The sequence below is a fragment of the Tenacibaculum aestuarii genome (assembly GCF_964510395.1).
In the GTDB taxonomy this organism is placed as follows: Bacteria; Bacteroidota; Bacteroidia; order Flavobacteriales; family Flavobacteriaceae; genus Polaribacter; species Polaribacter aestuarii.
In genome coordinates, this window is sequence record NZ_CAZEFY010000003.1 from 705,558 (window position 1) to 720,611 (window position 15,054).

Here is a 15,054-nt window from a genome sequence, read left to right on the forward strand (position 1 = left end):
AAAAGTATCGCTAAAAGAACTTTTAATGTCGCTATTTGCTTTTTCACCTAAAAACACACCAAAAACCTATTCAAAAGTGTATTTTTGCAGTAAATTAGGCTTGTAGAGATATATTATTTTAGAATCATTCTAAATAACAAGCTTTAAAAAAACATAGAATCTATGTCAAAAAATATCGCAGAAAGTACATTTAGAGAAGTTTCGCTAGAAAAGGGTTTTTTTGTACTAAAATTTCAAAACAACTCTGATGAAACTGAGTTTTACAAAAGAGATATAGACAACTCTTACATACAACTACACTACTGTGTTAAAGGTAATTGTAAGTTTCATTTTAACAACAACAGCTATACTTTTAACGTATTAGATAAGCATTCTATTTTCTTATACAACCCTCAGCAAAACCTTCCAATTAACTTAGAGATTTTACCAAAAACCTCACTAGTTTCTGTGTTGATTTCTATTGAAAAGTTCCACACTTTTTTTTCTAAAGAAGCGAGCTACATTCCTTTTTTAAGTGAAAACAACAAGAATAAAAAGTATTATGACAACGCTGAAATAAATCCAAATGTATTATTTGTGCTTCAGCAAATATTAACAGCTCAAAACCAAAGTTCTATGCGAGACCTTTATATTAAAGGAAAAACATACGAATTACTGAGTTTACATTTTGATAGTGGAGAAAATACTAACGAAGAATACTGTCCTTTCTTAGTTGATGACAGAGAAGTTTTAAAAATTAGAAAAGCAAAAGACATTATTATCTCTAGAATGAGTGAACCACCAAGTTTACAAGACCTAGCTAATGAAGTAGGATTAAACCTTAAAAAATTAAAAGAAGGTTTTAAACAAATTTATGGAGATACTGTATATAGTTTCTTATTTGATTACAAAATGGATCATGCCCGTAAACTTCTAGAAAGTAACCAATACAATGTAAATGAGGTTGGATTACATGTTGGTTACAGCACTTCTAGTCACTTTATTGCTGCTTTTAAAAAGAAATTTGGCACTACACCTAAACAATATGTAATGAGTTTGAGTCAGTAGGCAAAATATAAACTTTAGAAACTTTTAAACCTTCTAACTTTTCAACTAAAAACAAATGAAACAACTAACTCATTACGATATAGAAAACAACCAACAAAGTTTTCCTATAACTATTGTTTGCGACGCTATCCGAACTCCTGAAAACATAGGAATGTGTTTTCGAATTTCAGAAAGTTTTGGGGTATCTAAAATCTATTTACACGAAAGCTCTCCTTCTATAGAGAACAGAATTGTTAAGAAAACTGCTCGAAATACGGTTCAACAAATACCACATAATACATATGGGAATTTTGAACAACTTATCCATCAATTAAAAGAAGAAGGAAACACGATTATTGGAATTGAAATTACCGATGAAAGTATAGATATTAGCGATTACGATTTCAGTCCACATTCGAAAATTGTGTTACTTTTGGGTAGCGAAAGAAACGGTATAGAAAACGTTAATTTGGTAGACGCAACAGTTGCTATACCAATGTACGGTCGAAATTCTAGCATGAATGTAATTCATAGTTTAGCTATTGCTCTATACGAAACAACAAACCAATTAAATAAAAAGATTCTGAAATAAATTCAGCCAAAATATGAAAGGAGTTTTATTAGTAAACCTTGGATCACCAGAAAGTACAAACCCAAAAGATGTAAAAAAATACTTAGGGGAATTTTTAATGGATGAACGTGTTATTGACGTTCCTTATTGGTTAAGAACATTTATTGTTAAAGGTATTATTTTAAATACTCGTCCTAAAAAATCGGCAGAAGCCTATGAAAAAATTTGGTGGGAAGAAGGTTCTCCTTTAATTATACTATCAGAACGTTTACAAAATAAGGTACAAGCAAAAACAAAACTCCCTGTTGCTTTAGCCATGCGCTATGGAAATCCTTCAATTAAAAGTGGATTACAAGAACTACATGATAAGGGTGTTACAGAAGTACTATTAGTTCCGTTATACCCTCAGTTTGCCATGGCAACTACTGAAACTATTTTGATATTAGCTGAAGAATTAAGAAAAGAACTCTTTACTAACATGAAAATTACTGATGTACCTGCTTTTTACAACAAACCAGAATATATTAAAGCATTATCTAATAGTATAAAGGATTATTTATCTGATAAAGATTACGACCATATTTTATTCTCGTATCATGGAGTTCCAGAGCGTCACATTAGAAAATCTGACATCACTAAATCGCATTGTAACCCTGAAGCAGGAAATTTAAGTTGTTGTAATACTCCTTCAGAAGCTCATAAGTATTGCTACCGTCATCAATGTTATCAAACTACTAAAAATGTGATTTCTGAATTAGGTTTAGACGAAAATAAAGTATCAACTTCATTTCAATCTCGCTTAGGTGTAGACCCTTGGCTACAACCTTATACCGATAGAACTATTGTTAACAAAGCAGAAAAAGACGGCATTAAAAAATTAGCTATTGTAACTCCTGCTTTTGTTTCTGATTGTTTAGAAACCTTAGAAGAAATTGCAATGGAAGGTAAACACGAGTTTTTAGAAGCTGGTGGTGAAGAATTCCATACAGTTCCTTGTATTAACGACAACGACGAATGGGTGGATGTATTAGCAGGATGGATTAACGATTTCAATAAGGATTAATTATGGATTTTTATTACGTAAAAGCATTACACATTATATTTGTAGTAACTTGGTTTGCTGGTTTATTTTATATAGGTCGTCTGTTTATTTACCATGTAGAGGCAGAAAAAAAAGACGAACCAGCCAAGTCTATATTACAAACCCAATACAAGTTAATGTCTAAACGTTTATGGTACATTATTACTTGGCCTTCTTTATTTTTAGCAAGTTTTTTTGCTTTTTGGATGCTATATAAAAATCCTTATTATTTAAAAATGCCGTGGATGCATGTGAAATTAGCCTTTGTATTAGCGCTGTATTTTTACCACGGATTTTGCCACAAAATCTACAAAGAACTACAACGTGATGAGATTAAATACACACCTAATAAACTCCGCATATTTAATGAAATTCCAACTGTAATTTTATTCGCTGTTGTATTTTTAGTCGTTTTAAAAAGTGCCATTAACTGGATTTGGGGCGTTGTAGGAATTATCTTATTTGGAGTATTATTGATGGTTGGTATTCGTTATTATAAAAAAGTGAGAGCTAAGAAATCGTGGGATAAATACGAACAAGAATTGATTGATGAGGATAAAAAAAATGATAATTAGGAAAAAACGAAGTTTAAAACTTCGTTTTTTTTATCCCTTTATCGATTGTTCAAACGGTATCCTATTCACAATACTTCTCCCAAGTGTAACCTCATCTGCATATTCTAACTCATCTCCTACCGAAATTCCTCTAGCAATCGTAGAGGTTGTAATTCCGTATTGTTCTATTTGCTTGTAAATATAAAAGTTGGTTGTATCACCTTCCATCGTAGAACTTAAGGCAAAAATCAACTCTTTAATTTCGCCTTCTTTTACTTTTTCTACTAAGGATTCAATTTGTAAGTTTTGAGGACCAATTCCTTCAATAGGTGAAATTTTCCCTCCTAACACATGATACAAACCTCTGTATTGTGCTGTATTTTCAATCGCCATCACATCACGAATATCTTCTACCACACATACAATCTCTGCATTTCGCTTCGGATTACTACAAATATCACACAGCACCGTATCTGAAATATTATGACACTTCTTACATGATTTTACATCGTTACGTAGATGCGTTAATGCTTCTGTTAAATACTTCGTATTCTCTTTCGGTTGCTTCAATAAATGTAATACCAAACGAAGTGCTGTTCGTTTACCAATCCCTGGTAATCGACTTACTTCATTTACTGCATTTTCTAATAATTTCGACGAAAAATCCATACTGCGAATTTACAATTTTTCAATAAGGATTAAGTATCTTCGTAGCTTTAAAATTAAACATTCAATTCACAATGAATTCAGAAATAAGAAACCTAGAACCAAAAGCTATTTGGAAAAACTTTGCCGATTTAAATGCTGTTCCTCGTCCATCAAAAAAAGAAGAAAGAGTCATTCAATTCATGGTTGATTTTGGTAAAAAATTAAACCTTGAAACCATGGTTGACAAAGTAGGAAACGTGATTATTCGCAAACCTGCTTCAGCTGGAATGGAAGACCGTAAAACAGTAGTTATGCAAAGCCACTTAGATATGGTACACCAAAAAAATGCAGATACAGTTTTTGATTTTGATACTGAAGGAATTAAAATGTTTGTAGATGGTGATTGGGTTAAGGCTGATGGAACTACTTTAGGAGCTGACAACGGTTTAGGTGTTGCTGCTATTATGGGAGTTTTAGAATCTACTGATATTCCTCACCCTGCTATTGAAGCTTTATTCACAATTGATGAAGAAACTGGCATGACAGGTGCAATGGGACTTGAAGGTGGATTGTTAGAAGGTGAAATCTTATTAAACCTTGACACAGAAGAAGATGACGAAATAGGAATGGGATGTGCTGGTGGTGTAGATGTTACAGCTACAAGAAGTTATAGTGAAGAAGCTACTCCTGAAAACACAATCGCTTATGAAATTTCTGTTACTGGACTAAATGGTGGTCACTCTGGAATGGACATCATCAAAGGATTAGGGAACGCTAACAAAATTATGAACCGTTTATTATTTGATGGTTTTACAAACTTTGGATTACGTGTTGCTGAAATAAACGGAGGTAGTTTACGTAATGCTATTCCTCGTGAAAGCTTTTCATCAGTTGTGATTGACACTGTTTCCAAAGAACCTTTCTTATTTGAAATTCATGAGCTTATCAACAACATCAAAGCTGAGTTTTCAACACTAGAACCTAATCTAACTATTGAATTAAAAGAAGTTGACACTCCTGAAACTGTAATGGACTTAGGTGTTCAAGAAGGATTAATTAAAGCGGTTTACGCTGCTTTGAATGGCGTGTATCGTATGAATCCTGATATTGAAGGCTTAGTAGAAACATCAAACAACATTGCCCGTATTATTGTAAAAGACGGTGCTATTAAAATTGGATGTTTAACACGTTCTTCATCAGAAACTAATAAATGGGACTTAGCTAACTCATTACGTTCAGCTTTCGAATTAGCTGGTTTTGACGTAGAATTTTCTGGTTCGTATCCAGGATGGTTACCAAACGTAAATTCTGAAATTTTAAAAACTGTAACTAACTTATACGAAGAATTACACAACGAAAAACCTATTGTGGCTGCATGTCATGCTGGATTAGAGTGTGGTATTTTAGGTCAAAACTACCCAGAAATAGATATGGTTTCTTTCGGTCCAAATATTAAAGGTGCACACTCACCTGATGAGCGTGCGCAAATATCATCAACGCAAAAATTCTGGAAGTTTTTACTAGAGATTTTAAAGAACACTCCAGTAAAAAACTAAATTTTGCACATAAACTTTTAAACCACAACTTTTCTGTTGTGGTTTTTTGTTTACATTTATAAAATGAATTTTTTAGCGCATTTATATCTTTCCGATAATATCACCAATGTAATGATTGGTAACTTTATTGCCGATCATGTAAAAGGAAAAAACTTTTCTCACTATCATGAAGATATTCAAAAAGGCATTTTACTACACCGAGAAATAGACACCTATACAGATGCGCATGAAATTGTTAGAATAAGTAAACGACGTTTACATGAACGTTACCGACACTACGACGGAGTTATTATTGACATTTTCTACGATCATTTTTTATCTAAAAACTGGAAAAATTACTCACAAATTCCGTTAGACGTTTATGTAAATTCTGTCTATAATTTACTACAAAAAAATTTCAACATTCTTCCTCAAAGAACTCAAGAGATGCTTCCATACATGATTGAATACAACTGGTTATACAATTATCAGTTTGCTAAAGGCATTCAAGAAGTATTAAATGGAATGAACAGGCGCACCAATGGTAAATCTCACATGAACTTAGCCACGGAAGACCTACTAGAACACTATACTATTTTTGAAAACGATTTTACCACTTTTTTTGAAGATTTACGCACTTTTTCACACCAAAAACTAGAAGAATTAAGTTAAAACTCATGAAAAAAACATTATTACTTTTTACTGCATTTATAACATTATACAGTTGTAAAAAAGATAAAGTTACGGGTGTAATTACCGAAAAAGCAATGGTTGTTTCTGCTCGTAAAGAAGCTTCAAAAATTGGATCAGATATTTTACAAAAAGGAGGAAATGCTTTCGACGCCATGGTTGCTACCGAACTAGCATTGGCAGTCTCTTATCCATATGCAGGAAATATTGGAGGTGGCGGATTCATGGTCTACCGCAAAAATTCAGGAGAAATTGGCGCGTTAGATTACCGTGAGAAAGCACCACTTGCCGCTCATAAAAATATGTATTTAGACAGCTTAGGAAATGTAATTGAAAACAAAAGCACCTTGGGCGCTATGGCAGTTGGAATACCTGGTACAGTAGCTGGAGTTTTTGCTACCCATGAAAAATTCGGTTCATTACCTATTCAAGAAATTTTAAAACCAATTATAGCCTTAGCTAAAAGAGGCCTTATAGTTACTCAAAAACAAGAAGACCGTATAAAAAAATATCAACATTACTTTTTAGAAGTAAATAAAGATCCTATTCTTTTTGACAAACCTTGGAAAAAGGGAGACACCATCAAATACCCTGCTTTAGCAGCAACTTTGGAACGTATTGCAATAAATGGTCGTGATGAGTTTTACAAAGGAGAAACTGCTAAACGCTTAGTTGCTTTTATGCAAGACAATGGCGGAATTATAACTGAAGAAGATTTAGCTAAATACGAAGCCAAATGGAGAACTCCAGTCACTTTTACCTATGACGATTTACGAATCATTTCTATGTCACCACCCGCTAGCGGAGGTATTTGTTTAGCACAAATTATGAATGGAATTGAACCATTTGATTTAGATAAATACGGGCATAATTCAACAAAAGCGATGCAAGTAATCACCGAAGCAGAACGTAGAGCTTATGCAGATAGAAGTTTTTATTTAGGGGATCCTGATTTTGTAGAAATCCCTATTAAAACACTTATAAGTAAAGAGTACACAAAAAATCGAATGGCTGATTTTTCTTTTGACAAAGCAACTCCTTCAACCGATGTTTCACACGGAAGTATCACTATGTTTGAAAGCGACGAAACTACCCACTACTCTATTGTTGATCAATTTGGAAACGCTATTTCTGCCACCACAACCATTAACGGAGCTTATGGTTCCAAGTTGTACTGCTCTGATTTAGGATTCTTCCTAAACAATGAGATGGATGATTTTTCAAGCAAACCAGGTATACCAAACATGTTTGGTTTAGTTGGAGCTGAAGCTAATAAAATAGAACCTGAAAAACGTATGTTAAGCTCTATGACTCCTACCATTGTAGAGAAAAACGGAAACTTGTATATGGTTGTAGGAACCCCTGGAGGCTCAACCATCATCACATCTGTATTACAAACCATTTTAAATGTACATGAATTTGACATGGGAATGCAAGAAGCAGTTAATCAGCCTCGTTTTCATCATCAATGGTTACCTGATGTAATTAAAATGGAGCCCACAGGTTTTGACAAAAAAGTAAAAAATAAACTACGACAACTCGGATATGAATTAGACGAAACCAACTCTCCTATAATTGGTAAAGTAGACGCTATCTTAATGCTCCCAAATGGAAAATTAGAAGGCGGTGCTGATCCTAGAGGTGATGATACAGCTGTTGGTTTTTAATGATTTTAATTGAAACTCATAAAGTTCCTCTTTTAAAAACTCCTATTCGATTACAAGAATATGGAGCTGGTATTTTTGCTTCATTACCCACAAAATCTGGACTAAAAAAGGCTATTAAAAATAATTTGATATTTGTTAACGGAAAACCTTCAACTACCGCCTTATTTATTAGAGGTTATGAAATCATTGAATTATTTCAAGCCGAAAACAACACTAATAAAAAACACTTCAATTTTCCTTTAGAAATTCTTTTTGAAGATGATTATTTAGCTATTGTATACAAACCAGCAGGAATTTTAGTTAGTGGAAATTCTTTTGCTACGATTGATAATGCACTAACTCAAAATCTACAAAAAAGCAGCTTACCAACTGCTACTCGTCCCAGACCAGTACATCGATTAGATTATCCGACTAGTGGATTGTTACTCATCGGAAAAACAACCGAAAGTATCATTGCATTGAATAAACTTTTTGAGCAAAAAGAAATTCAAAAAACATATCACGCGATTTGTATTGGTAAAATGAAACGAAACGGAGAAATCGATTCACCTATTGACGGTAAAAATACTTTCACTAGTTATGAAACTCTTCAAACAGTCACTTCTCCAAGATTTGAGTTCTTGAATCTAGTTAAACTTCAACCTCAAACAGGGAGAAAACATCAACTACGCAAGCATCTTTTCGCTATTGGCAATCCTATTTTAGGTGACAAAGAATACTTTTTAGAAGATCTTATCTTGAATGGAAAAGGGTTATTTCTTCATGCTTCTACACTCGATTTTACACATCCTTTTTCCGAAGAAAAAATAACGATTACGAAAGAACTTCCAAAGAAATTCAAAAAAATATTCTCTCAGTAAAATCTCCTTTAAAAAATATATCTTTGCCGCATGCGAATAGATATTATCACAGTAGAACCCGACTTAATTAAAAGCCCTTTTGAAAACTCAATGATGAAAAGAGCTATTGAAAAAGGCTTAGCTGAAGTTCATTTTCACAATTTAAGAGAATACGGTTTTGGTAACTATCGTCAAGTGGACGACTACCAATTTGGTGGAGGTGCAGGCATGGTTTTAATGATTGAACCCATTGCGAAATGTATTGATAAGCTGCAATCGGAAAGAGTTTATGATGAAATTATTTACATGACTCCTGATGCTAAAACTTTAAATCAAGCTACTGCAAACACACTTTCTTTAAAAGAAAACATTATCATTTTAACGGGACATTATAAAGGTGTTGACCAACGTGTACGTGATAAATATGTTACCAAAGAAATATCTATTGGCGATTATGTATTAACAGGAGGCGAACTTGCTGCAGCAGTTTTATGTGATGCCGTAATTCGATTAATCCCTGGTGTTTTAGGTGATGAAACTTCTGCTTTGACGGATAGTTTTCAGGATAATTTGTTATCACCTCCCGTATACACAAGACCATCTGAATATGAAGGCATGAAAGTACCAGAAGTGTTACTATCAGGTAATTTTCCTAAAATTGAAGAATGGCGATCAGAACAAGCCTATAAACGCACCAAAGAAATACGCCCTGACTTGTTAGATTAACTAATAATCAGCTTTTTATTTATTTTTTTTATCGAAATAAAAATCTTAAATTTGCAGCCACTAAAATCAACCTCTGACGAAAAAATCGTGTATGTTGCTTTTACACAACCATAAATAATTATAGAAATGGATTTAGTAAAATTTGTTCAAGACGAATTTGTAACAAAAAACGAATTACCAGAATTCGCAGCTGGAGACACTATTACAGTGTACTACGAAATTAGAGAAGGAGATAAAGTTCGTACTCAGTTCTTTAGAGGAGTTGTTATCCAAAAAAGAGGTAGTGGAGCTTCTGAAACATTTACTATCAGAAAAATGTCTGGTACTGTTGGTGTTGAGCGTATCTTCCCAATCAACTTACCATCTATTCAAAAGATCGAAGTTAACAAAAGAGGTAAAGTACGTAGAGCTCGTATTTTCTACTTTAGAGGTCTTACTGGTAAGAAAGCAAGAATTAAAGAAAGAAGACACTAAGATTTTCTTTCATTTAAGAAGTAAAAGCACTGTGGTTTCACAGTGCTTTTTTTATGCACATTTTGTTAATAAACTCACCCTTTCAACCTGTTGATAACTAACTAGTTAAAACCAATGAAATTCCAAAAAATCTTCTTATATTTGAGAAAGAGTTTACAAATAAGTGACGTCAGAAAATAGTTAAACTATATTAATCACACAAAGTAAACCATTTAAAGTAACGTTCTTTATATATTTTGTTTTTAAGCTTAGAAAAGCTAAATACCATCGTAATTTTTGATTAATTGTAAGTTATTAGTAATTTATAATTTTCTAGTTATAAGTTTATAAGTATTATTGGTTTTAAATTTAGCGAATCCGTTTAAAAACATCGAAGTAGTAGTTTTATAAATAGATTTTTTATAAAATGAAGCTTCAAATTTGAAGTAGTAATGTAGTTTTTTCTACGGAAGAAACATAAACACTGTTTTATTTGATGATGTAGCAATACAAGTCAGTGCCCTTACTATTTCAGGAAAGCCATGTTAATTACAAGAAATTGTTTGATATGGCTTTTTTTTTAATAACAAAATCTCCATTTCCAATAATTATATTATCATTTTCACAATAAAACACCTTAATTAATAATAATTTATCAGCGAAAAACTCATTCGTAATTCTTAAATTTGCATCACTTCAAAATATAATTTAATTATTACATATAAATATGAATAAGACTGCTAAAATTATGTATACTAAAACGGATGAAGCTCCAGCATTAGCTACTCGTTCGTTTTTACCTATCGTAAAAGCTTTTACAAAATCATCTAACATAGAAATAGAAACCAAAGACATTTCTCTTGCGGGTCGTATTCTTGCTAATTTTTCAGACTACTTAACAAAAGAACAACAAGTAGAAGATGCCTTAGCCTTTTTAGGTGACTTAGCAACAAAACCAGAAGCTAACATTATTAAACTTCCTAATATTTCTGCTTCTGTTCCTCAGTTAAAAGCTGCTATTAAAGAATTACAAGCTTTAGGTTACTCATTACCTGATTACCCAGAAGAAGCTACCACCGATGAAGAAAAAGCAATTTTAGCACGTTATAATAAAGTAAAAGGTTCTGCAGTAAACCCTGTGTTACGTGAAGGTAACTCTGATCGTAGAGCTCCAAAAGCTGTAAAAAACTACGCGAAAAAGAATCCTCACTCAATGGGAGCTTGGAGTTCAGACTCTAAAACTCATGTTTCTACAATGACAGAAGGAGATTTTGCACACAGTGAAAAATCAGTTACTGTACCTAATGCAACTGATGTACAAATTGTACATACAGATGCTAACGGAAACAAAACTGTTTTAAAAGAAAAAGTTTCTTTACTAGCTGAAGAAGTTATCGATGCTTCAGTAATGAGTAAAAAAGCTTTATTAACTTTCTTAGAAGAGCAAGTTAAGGATGCTAAAGATAAAGGAGTACTATTCTCTTTACACATGAAAGCAACAATGATGAAGGTTTCTGACCCTATCATTTTTGGACATGCTGTTCGTGTTTTCTTTAAAGATTTATATGCTAAACACAGCCAAACTTTTAAAGAGATTGGAGTAGATGTTAATAACGGATTTGGAAACTTGTTAAGTAATCTTGAAGAATTATCAGCAGATAAAAAAGCAGAAATCTTAGCTGATATCGAAGCTATTTATGTTAACAACCCTGATTTAGCAATGGTAAATTCTGACAAAGGAATTACCAACTTACACGTTCCTTCAGATGTTATTATTGATGCTTCTATGCCTGCAATGATTCGTACTTCAGGACAAATGTGGAATAAAGAAGGAAAACAACAAGACACCAAAGCGGTGATTCCTGATAGTTCGTATGCTGGATTATATCAAGAAACCATCGATTTTTGTATTAAAAATGGTGCTTTTGATCCTACTACTATGGGAACCGTTCCTAATGTAGGTTTAATGGCTCAAAAAGCTGAAGAATATGGTTCTCATGATAAAACTTTTGAAATCACTACTGATGGAAAAGTTGAAGTTATTGATACAAACGGAACTACTTTATTAGAGCACACTGTTGAAGCTGGTGATATCTGGAGAATGTGTCAAACCAAAGATGCTCCTATCCAAGACTGGGTAAAGTTAGCCGTTACTCGTGCAAGAGCTACACAAACTCCTGCTGTTTTCTGGTTAGGAAAAGAAAGAGCACACGATGCAGAAATCATCAAAAAAGTAGAAAAATACTTACAAGATCACGATACTACTGGTTTAGAAATTAAAATCTTATCGCAAGTAGAAGCTACTAAATACACTTTAGAAAGAGTTAAAGAAGGAAAGGATACTATTTCTGTTACAGGAAACGTATTACGTGACTATTTAACTGACTTGTTCCCTATTTTAGAATTAGGAACTTCAGCTAAAATGTTATCTATCGTACCATTAATGAATGGTGGTGGATTATTTGAAACTGGTGCTGGTGGATCTGCTCCTAAACACGTTGAGCAATTAGTAGAAGAAAATCACTTACGTTGGGATTCTTTAGGTGAGTTTTTAGCGTTGGCGGTTTCTTTAGAACACTTAGGTGAAACGAATGACAACAATAAAGCAAAAGTTTTAGCAGAAACCTTAGACGATGCAACAAGCAAGCTGTTAGACAACAAAAAAGGTCCTTCAAGAAGAACTGGAGAGTTAGACAACAGAGGTTCTCACTTTTATCTAGCTATGTACTGGGCTCAAGCATTAGCTGCTCAAGACAATGATGCAGAATTAAAAGCTCAATTTGCTCCTATTGCTGAAAAAATGGCTACTGAAGAAACTGCAATTGTAAATGAATTAAATACTGTTCAAGGAAAAGCAGTAAACATTGGTGGTTACTACGAACCTAATGACAGTTTAGCTGACAATATTATGCGTCCTAGCACTACTTTTAATACAATTTTACAGAGTATTTAATTAGTGTATAAACTTATAAAATTAAAAAGCAGGTGATTTCTCACCTGCTTTTTTGTTTAAAATAAGGAAACTAAACAAATTGTTAAACAATAATTACCCCTGAATTATCATATAATTAATCTCTCGGAAACATTGCTTAATTCATCTAATTAGACACTAAAAAATTATAAACGTCACACCTTACCCTTATCCTTTTAAATTAGTAAATTTGAAGCATGAAGTTTACCAAAACGACCGAGCAAGATTCTAAGTACAACAACTTAGAGCAGATGAGTATTTCTGAATTATTGATAAACATTAATAATGAAGACAAAACAGTTCCTTTAGCTGTTGAAAAAGCCTTACCGCAAATAGAAAAACTAACCCAAAAAATCGTTCTAAAACTAAAAGAAGGTGGACGATTATTTTATATGGGAGCAGGAACCAGCGGTAGATTAGGAATTGTTGATGCAAGTGAATGCCCTCCTACTTTCGGAGTACCTCACGAATTAGTTGTTGGTTTGATTGCCGGAGGAGATTATGCTATTAGAAAAGCGGTAGAATTTGCTGAAGATTCTACCACACAAGGTTGGGATGATTTACAAAAACACAATATCTCTTCTAAAGATGTGGTAGTAGGTATTGCTGCTTCTGGTACCACTCCGTATGTAATATCAGCTCTAGAAAAATGTAATGAAAACAACATAATTACAGGCTGCATAACCTGTAATGAAGGAAGTCCGTTGGCACTTACAGCACAATTTCCTATTGAAGCTGTTGTTGGACCTGAATTTGTAACGGGTAGTTCTCGAATGAAAGCTGGGACAGCACAAAAACTGGTATTAAATATGCTTTCTACAGCTAGTATGATTCAGTTAGGAAGAGTTAAAGGAAATAAAATGGTAGACATGCAACTATCAAACAACAAACTAGTTGATAGAGGCGAAAAAATGTTAATGACTGAGTTACAGATTGACCAAAAAACTGCAGCAGATTTATTAAAAAAACACGGAAGTGTTCGAGAAGCTATTAAAAATTTCAACAATGAATAACACTTCTACTTTAGAAAAAGGCATTAAAAAACTCCTAATCTTTTTAGGATTACTTATTGCATCTCCACTGATATTAAGCATTGCTTTTAAAGCAATCCGTATATTTAAAGAAGCTCCAAAAGTTTTCTTTGCTTATGGTTTATTGGCTATTGGTATTTTGCTAACCCTTTTTACCGTATATTTCGGTTTTAAAACATTTAAAACCTTGCTAGATTACCTTTTTGAAAAAAAGTAACACCATACAAAAACTTACGAATTGGGAGCATTGGCCTTCTGCCATGTTTTACCTCCCTAACCTACCCTATGCTTTTTACTTAGCACTAAGAGCAAAACATTTAACTTTTTTCAGCGCTACGAATCCATGTATAAAAAGTTCAGGAAACGGAACAGAAAGTAAATACGAAACCATTTTATTGGTTCCTGAAAAACACCGCCCTAAATCAACTTTAGTTAAAGCTACTACTAAATTTGAGGACGTTCTTTTTGCTATCAATCAACAACAAATAACTTTTCCTTTAATTGCGAAACCAGATGTAGGTTTCAGAGGCTTGTTAGTTCAAAAAATAGCTTCTAAAGAAGAACTTAAAAAGTATCTTAAGAAGTATCCTATCGATATCATTATTCAGGAATTTTTAGATTACGAAAATGAATGTGGTGTTTTTTATCATAGAAACCCTAGTGAACACACGGGGCAAATTTCTTCATTAACACTAAAACATTTTTTATCAGTAACTGGAGATGGTACATCTAGTTTAAAAGAATTAATCCTTGCAGATGATAGAGCTAAACTATACCTAGATTTATTTGCTGAAATCCATAAAGAAAAACTAACTTCTATTCCGAAGAAAAACAAAATCATAAAACTTACAGCAGTAGGAAACCATTCTAAAGGAACACAATTTATTAATGGTAATCACCTTATCAGTAAAAAGTTAGTGAGCACTTTCGATCAACTAAGTAAAGCTATTCCTGGATGGTATTATGGAAGAGTCGATTTAAAATACAATACGTTTGAAGAACTAGAAAGCGGTACCGATTTTAAAATCTTAGAAATTAACGGAATCATTGCTGAACCTACGCATATTTATGATTCTGAAAACTACACCTATTTAAAAGCTTTAAAAGCAATCAGAATGCACTGGAAGTCTCTTTTTACCATTGCAACCACAAATCACACTGATTTTAACACGCCTTATAAAAACCCTTTTCATTTCTTAAATGAAATACTCGTTTTAAAAAAATACACAAAAAAAATCAAGCATCTTTCAAAATAAATAGAA

Annotated in this window: 15 protein-coding genes; 14 read left to right on the plus strand and 1 reads right to left on the minus strand. The window is 33.0% G+C overall.

Annotated elements, in window-relative coordinates; all coding sequences use genetic code 11:
* The first annotated feature begins 162 nt into the window (after window positions 1–162).
* From ACKTSU_RS09310 to ACKTSU_RS09325, 4 genes are read left to right on the plus strand one after another with little or no spacing between them, the layout of a single operon-like run.
* Entirely contained in the window at window positions 163–1,047 is an 885-nt protein-coding gene (locus tag ACKTSU_RS09310) for a helix-turn-helix transcriptional regulator (protein ID WP_408036110.1), read from the plus strand.
* Window positions 1,048–1,102: 55 nt separating this feature from the next.
* Entirely contained in the window at window positions 1,103–1,618 is a 516-nt protein-coding gene (locus tag ACKTSU_RS09315; RefSeq protein ID WP_408036112.1) for a TrmH family RNA methyltransferase, read from the plus strand.
* A gap of 13 nt (window positions 1,619–1,631) precedes the next feature.
* Window positions 1,632–2,660, plus strand: a complete 1,029-nt coding sequence (gene hemH, locus ACKTSU_RS09320; RefSeq protein ID WP_408036114.1) for a ferrochelatase — start codon at window positions 1,632–1,634, stop codon at window positions 2,658–2,660.
* Window positions 2,661–2,662: 2 nt separating this feature from the next.
* Window positions 2,663–3,253, plus strand: coding sequence for a CopD family protein (locus tag ACKTSU_RS09325; protein ID WP_408036116.1), 591 nt, complete (start codon window positions 2,663–2,665; stop codon window positions 3,251–3,253).
* Between the two features lie 30 nt (window positions 3,254–3,283).
* Here ACKTSU_RS09325 and recR read toward each other — a convergent pair whose 3' ends face one another.
* Window positions 3,284–3,901: a recombination mediator RecR gene (gene recR, locus ACKTSU_RS09330; protein WP_408036118.1), complete on the minus strand. Its 618-nt coding sequence runs from the start codon at window positions 3,899–3,901 to the stop codon at window positions 3,284–3,286.
* Window positions 3,902–3,972: 71 nt separating this feature from the next.
* On the opposite strand from recR, the gene ACKTSU_RS09335 reads away from it, so the two are divergent.
* The 10 genes from ACKTSU_RS09335 to ACKTSU_RS09380 all read left to right on the plus strand — a co-directional run bounded on the left by ACKTSU_RS09335 (window position 3,973) and on the right by ACKTSU_RS09380 (window position 15,048).
* Window positions 3,973–5,436, plus strand: coding sequence for an aminoacyl-histidine dipeptidase (locus tag ACKTSU_RS09335; protein ID WP_408036120.1), 1,464 nt, complete (start codon window positions 3,973–3,975; stop codon window positions 5,434–5,436).
* Between the two features lie 63 nt (window positions 5,437–5,499).
* A complete protein-coding gene (locus ACKTSU_RS09340) occupies window positions 5,500–6,087 on the plus strand; it encodes an acyl carrier protein phosphodiesterase (protein ID WP_408036122.1) in 588 nt (195 codons plus the stop codon).
* 5 nt (window positions 6,088–6,092) lie between these two features.
* Window positions 6,093–7,772 (plus strand): gamma-glutamyltransferase, encoded by a 1,680-nt coding sequence (gene ggt / locus ACKTSU_RS09345; RefSeq protein WP_408036123.1) that lies wholly within the window; start codon window positions 6,093–6,095, stop codon window positions 7,770–7,772.
* Entirely contained in the window at window positions 7,772–8,632 is an 861-nt protein-coding gene (locus ACKTSU_RS09350; RefSeq protein ID WP_408036125.1) for an RluA family pseudouridine synthase, read from the plus strand. The genes ggt and ACKTSU_RS09350 overlap by 1 nt, the downstream gene beginning before the upstream one ends.
* A gap of 30 nt (window positions 8,633–8,662) precedes the next feature.
* Complete coding sequence (trmD, locus tag ACKTSU_RS09355) at window positions 8,663–9,337, plus strand: tRNA (guanosine(37)-N1)-methyltransferase TrmD (protein WP_408036127.1); 675 nt, start codon at window positions 8,663–8,665, stop codon at window positions 9,335–9,337.
* A gap of 126 nt (window positions 9,338–9,463) precedes the next feature.
* Entirely contained in the window at window positions 9,464–9,811 is a 348-nt protein-coding gene (gene rplS, locus ACKTSU_RS09360; protein WP_274633975.1) for a 50S ribosomal protein L19, read from the plus strand.
* Window positions 9,812–10,517: 706 nt separating this feature from the next.
* On the plus strand, window positions 10,518–12,743 hold the full coding sequence (locus ACKTSU_RS09365; RefSeq protein WP_408036128.1) for an NADP-dependent isocitrate dehydrogenase: 2,226 nt from the start codon (window positions 10,518–10,520) through the stop codon (window positions 12,741–12,743).
* Between the two features lie 215 nt (window positions 12,744–12,958).
* Window positions 12,959–13,774: an N-acetylmuramic acid 6-phosphate etherase gene (gene murQ / locus ACKTSU_RS09370; protein WP_408036129.1), complete on the plus strand. Its 816-nt coding sequence runs from the start codon at window positions 12,959–12,961 to the stop codon at window positions 13,772–13,774.
* Window positions 13,767–14,009 carry a DUF6095 family protein gene (locus ACKTSU_RS09375; protein ID WP_408036130.1) on the plus strand — a complete coding sequence of 81 codons (243 nt, stop codon included), beginning with the start codon at window positions 13,767–13,769 and terminating at the stop codon, window positions 14,007–14,009. The genes murQ and ACKTSU_RS09375 overlap by 8 nt, the downstream gene beginning before the upstream one ends.
* Window positions 13,996–15,048, plus strand: coding sequence for an ATP-grasp domain-containing protein (locus tag ACKTSU_RS09380; RefSeq protein WP_408036131.1), 1,053 nt, complete (start codon window positions 13,996–13,998; stop codon window positions 15,046–15,048). Before ACKTSU_RS09375 ends, ACKTSU_RS09380 begins: the two co-directional genes overlap by 14 nt.
* The last annotated feature ends 6 nt before the right edge of the window (window positions 15,049–15,054 follow it).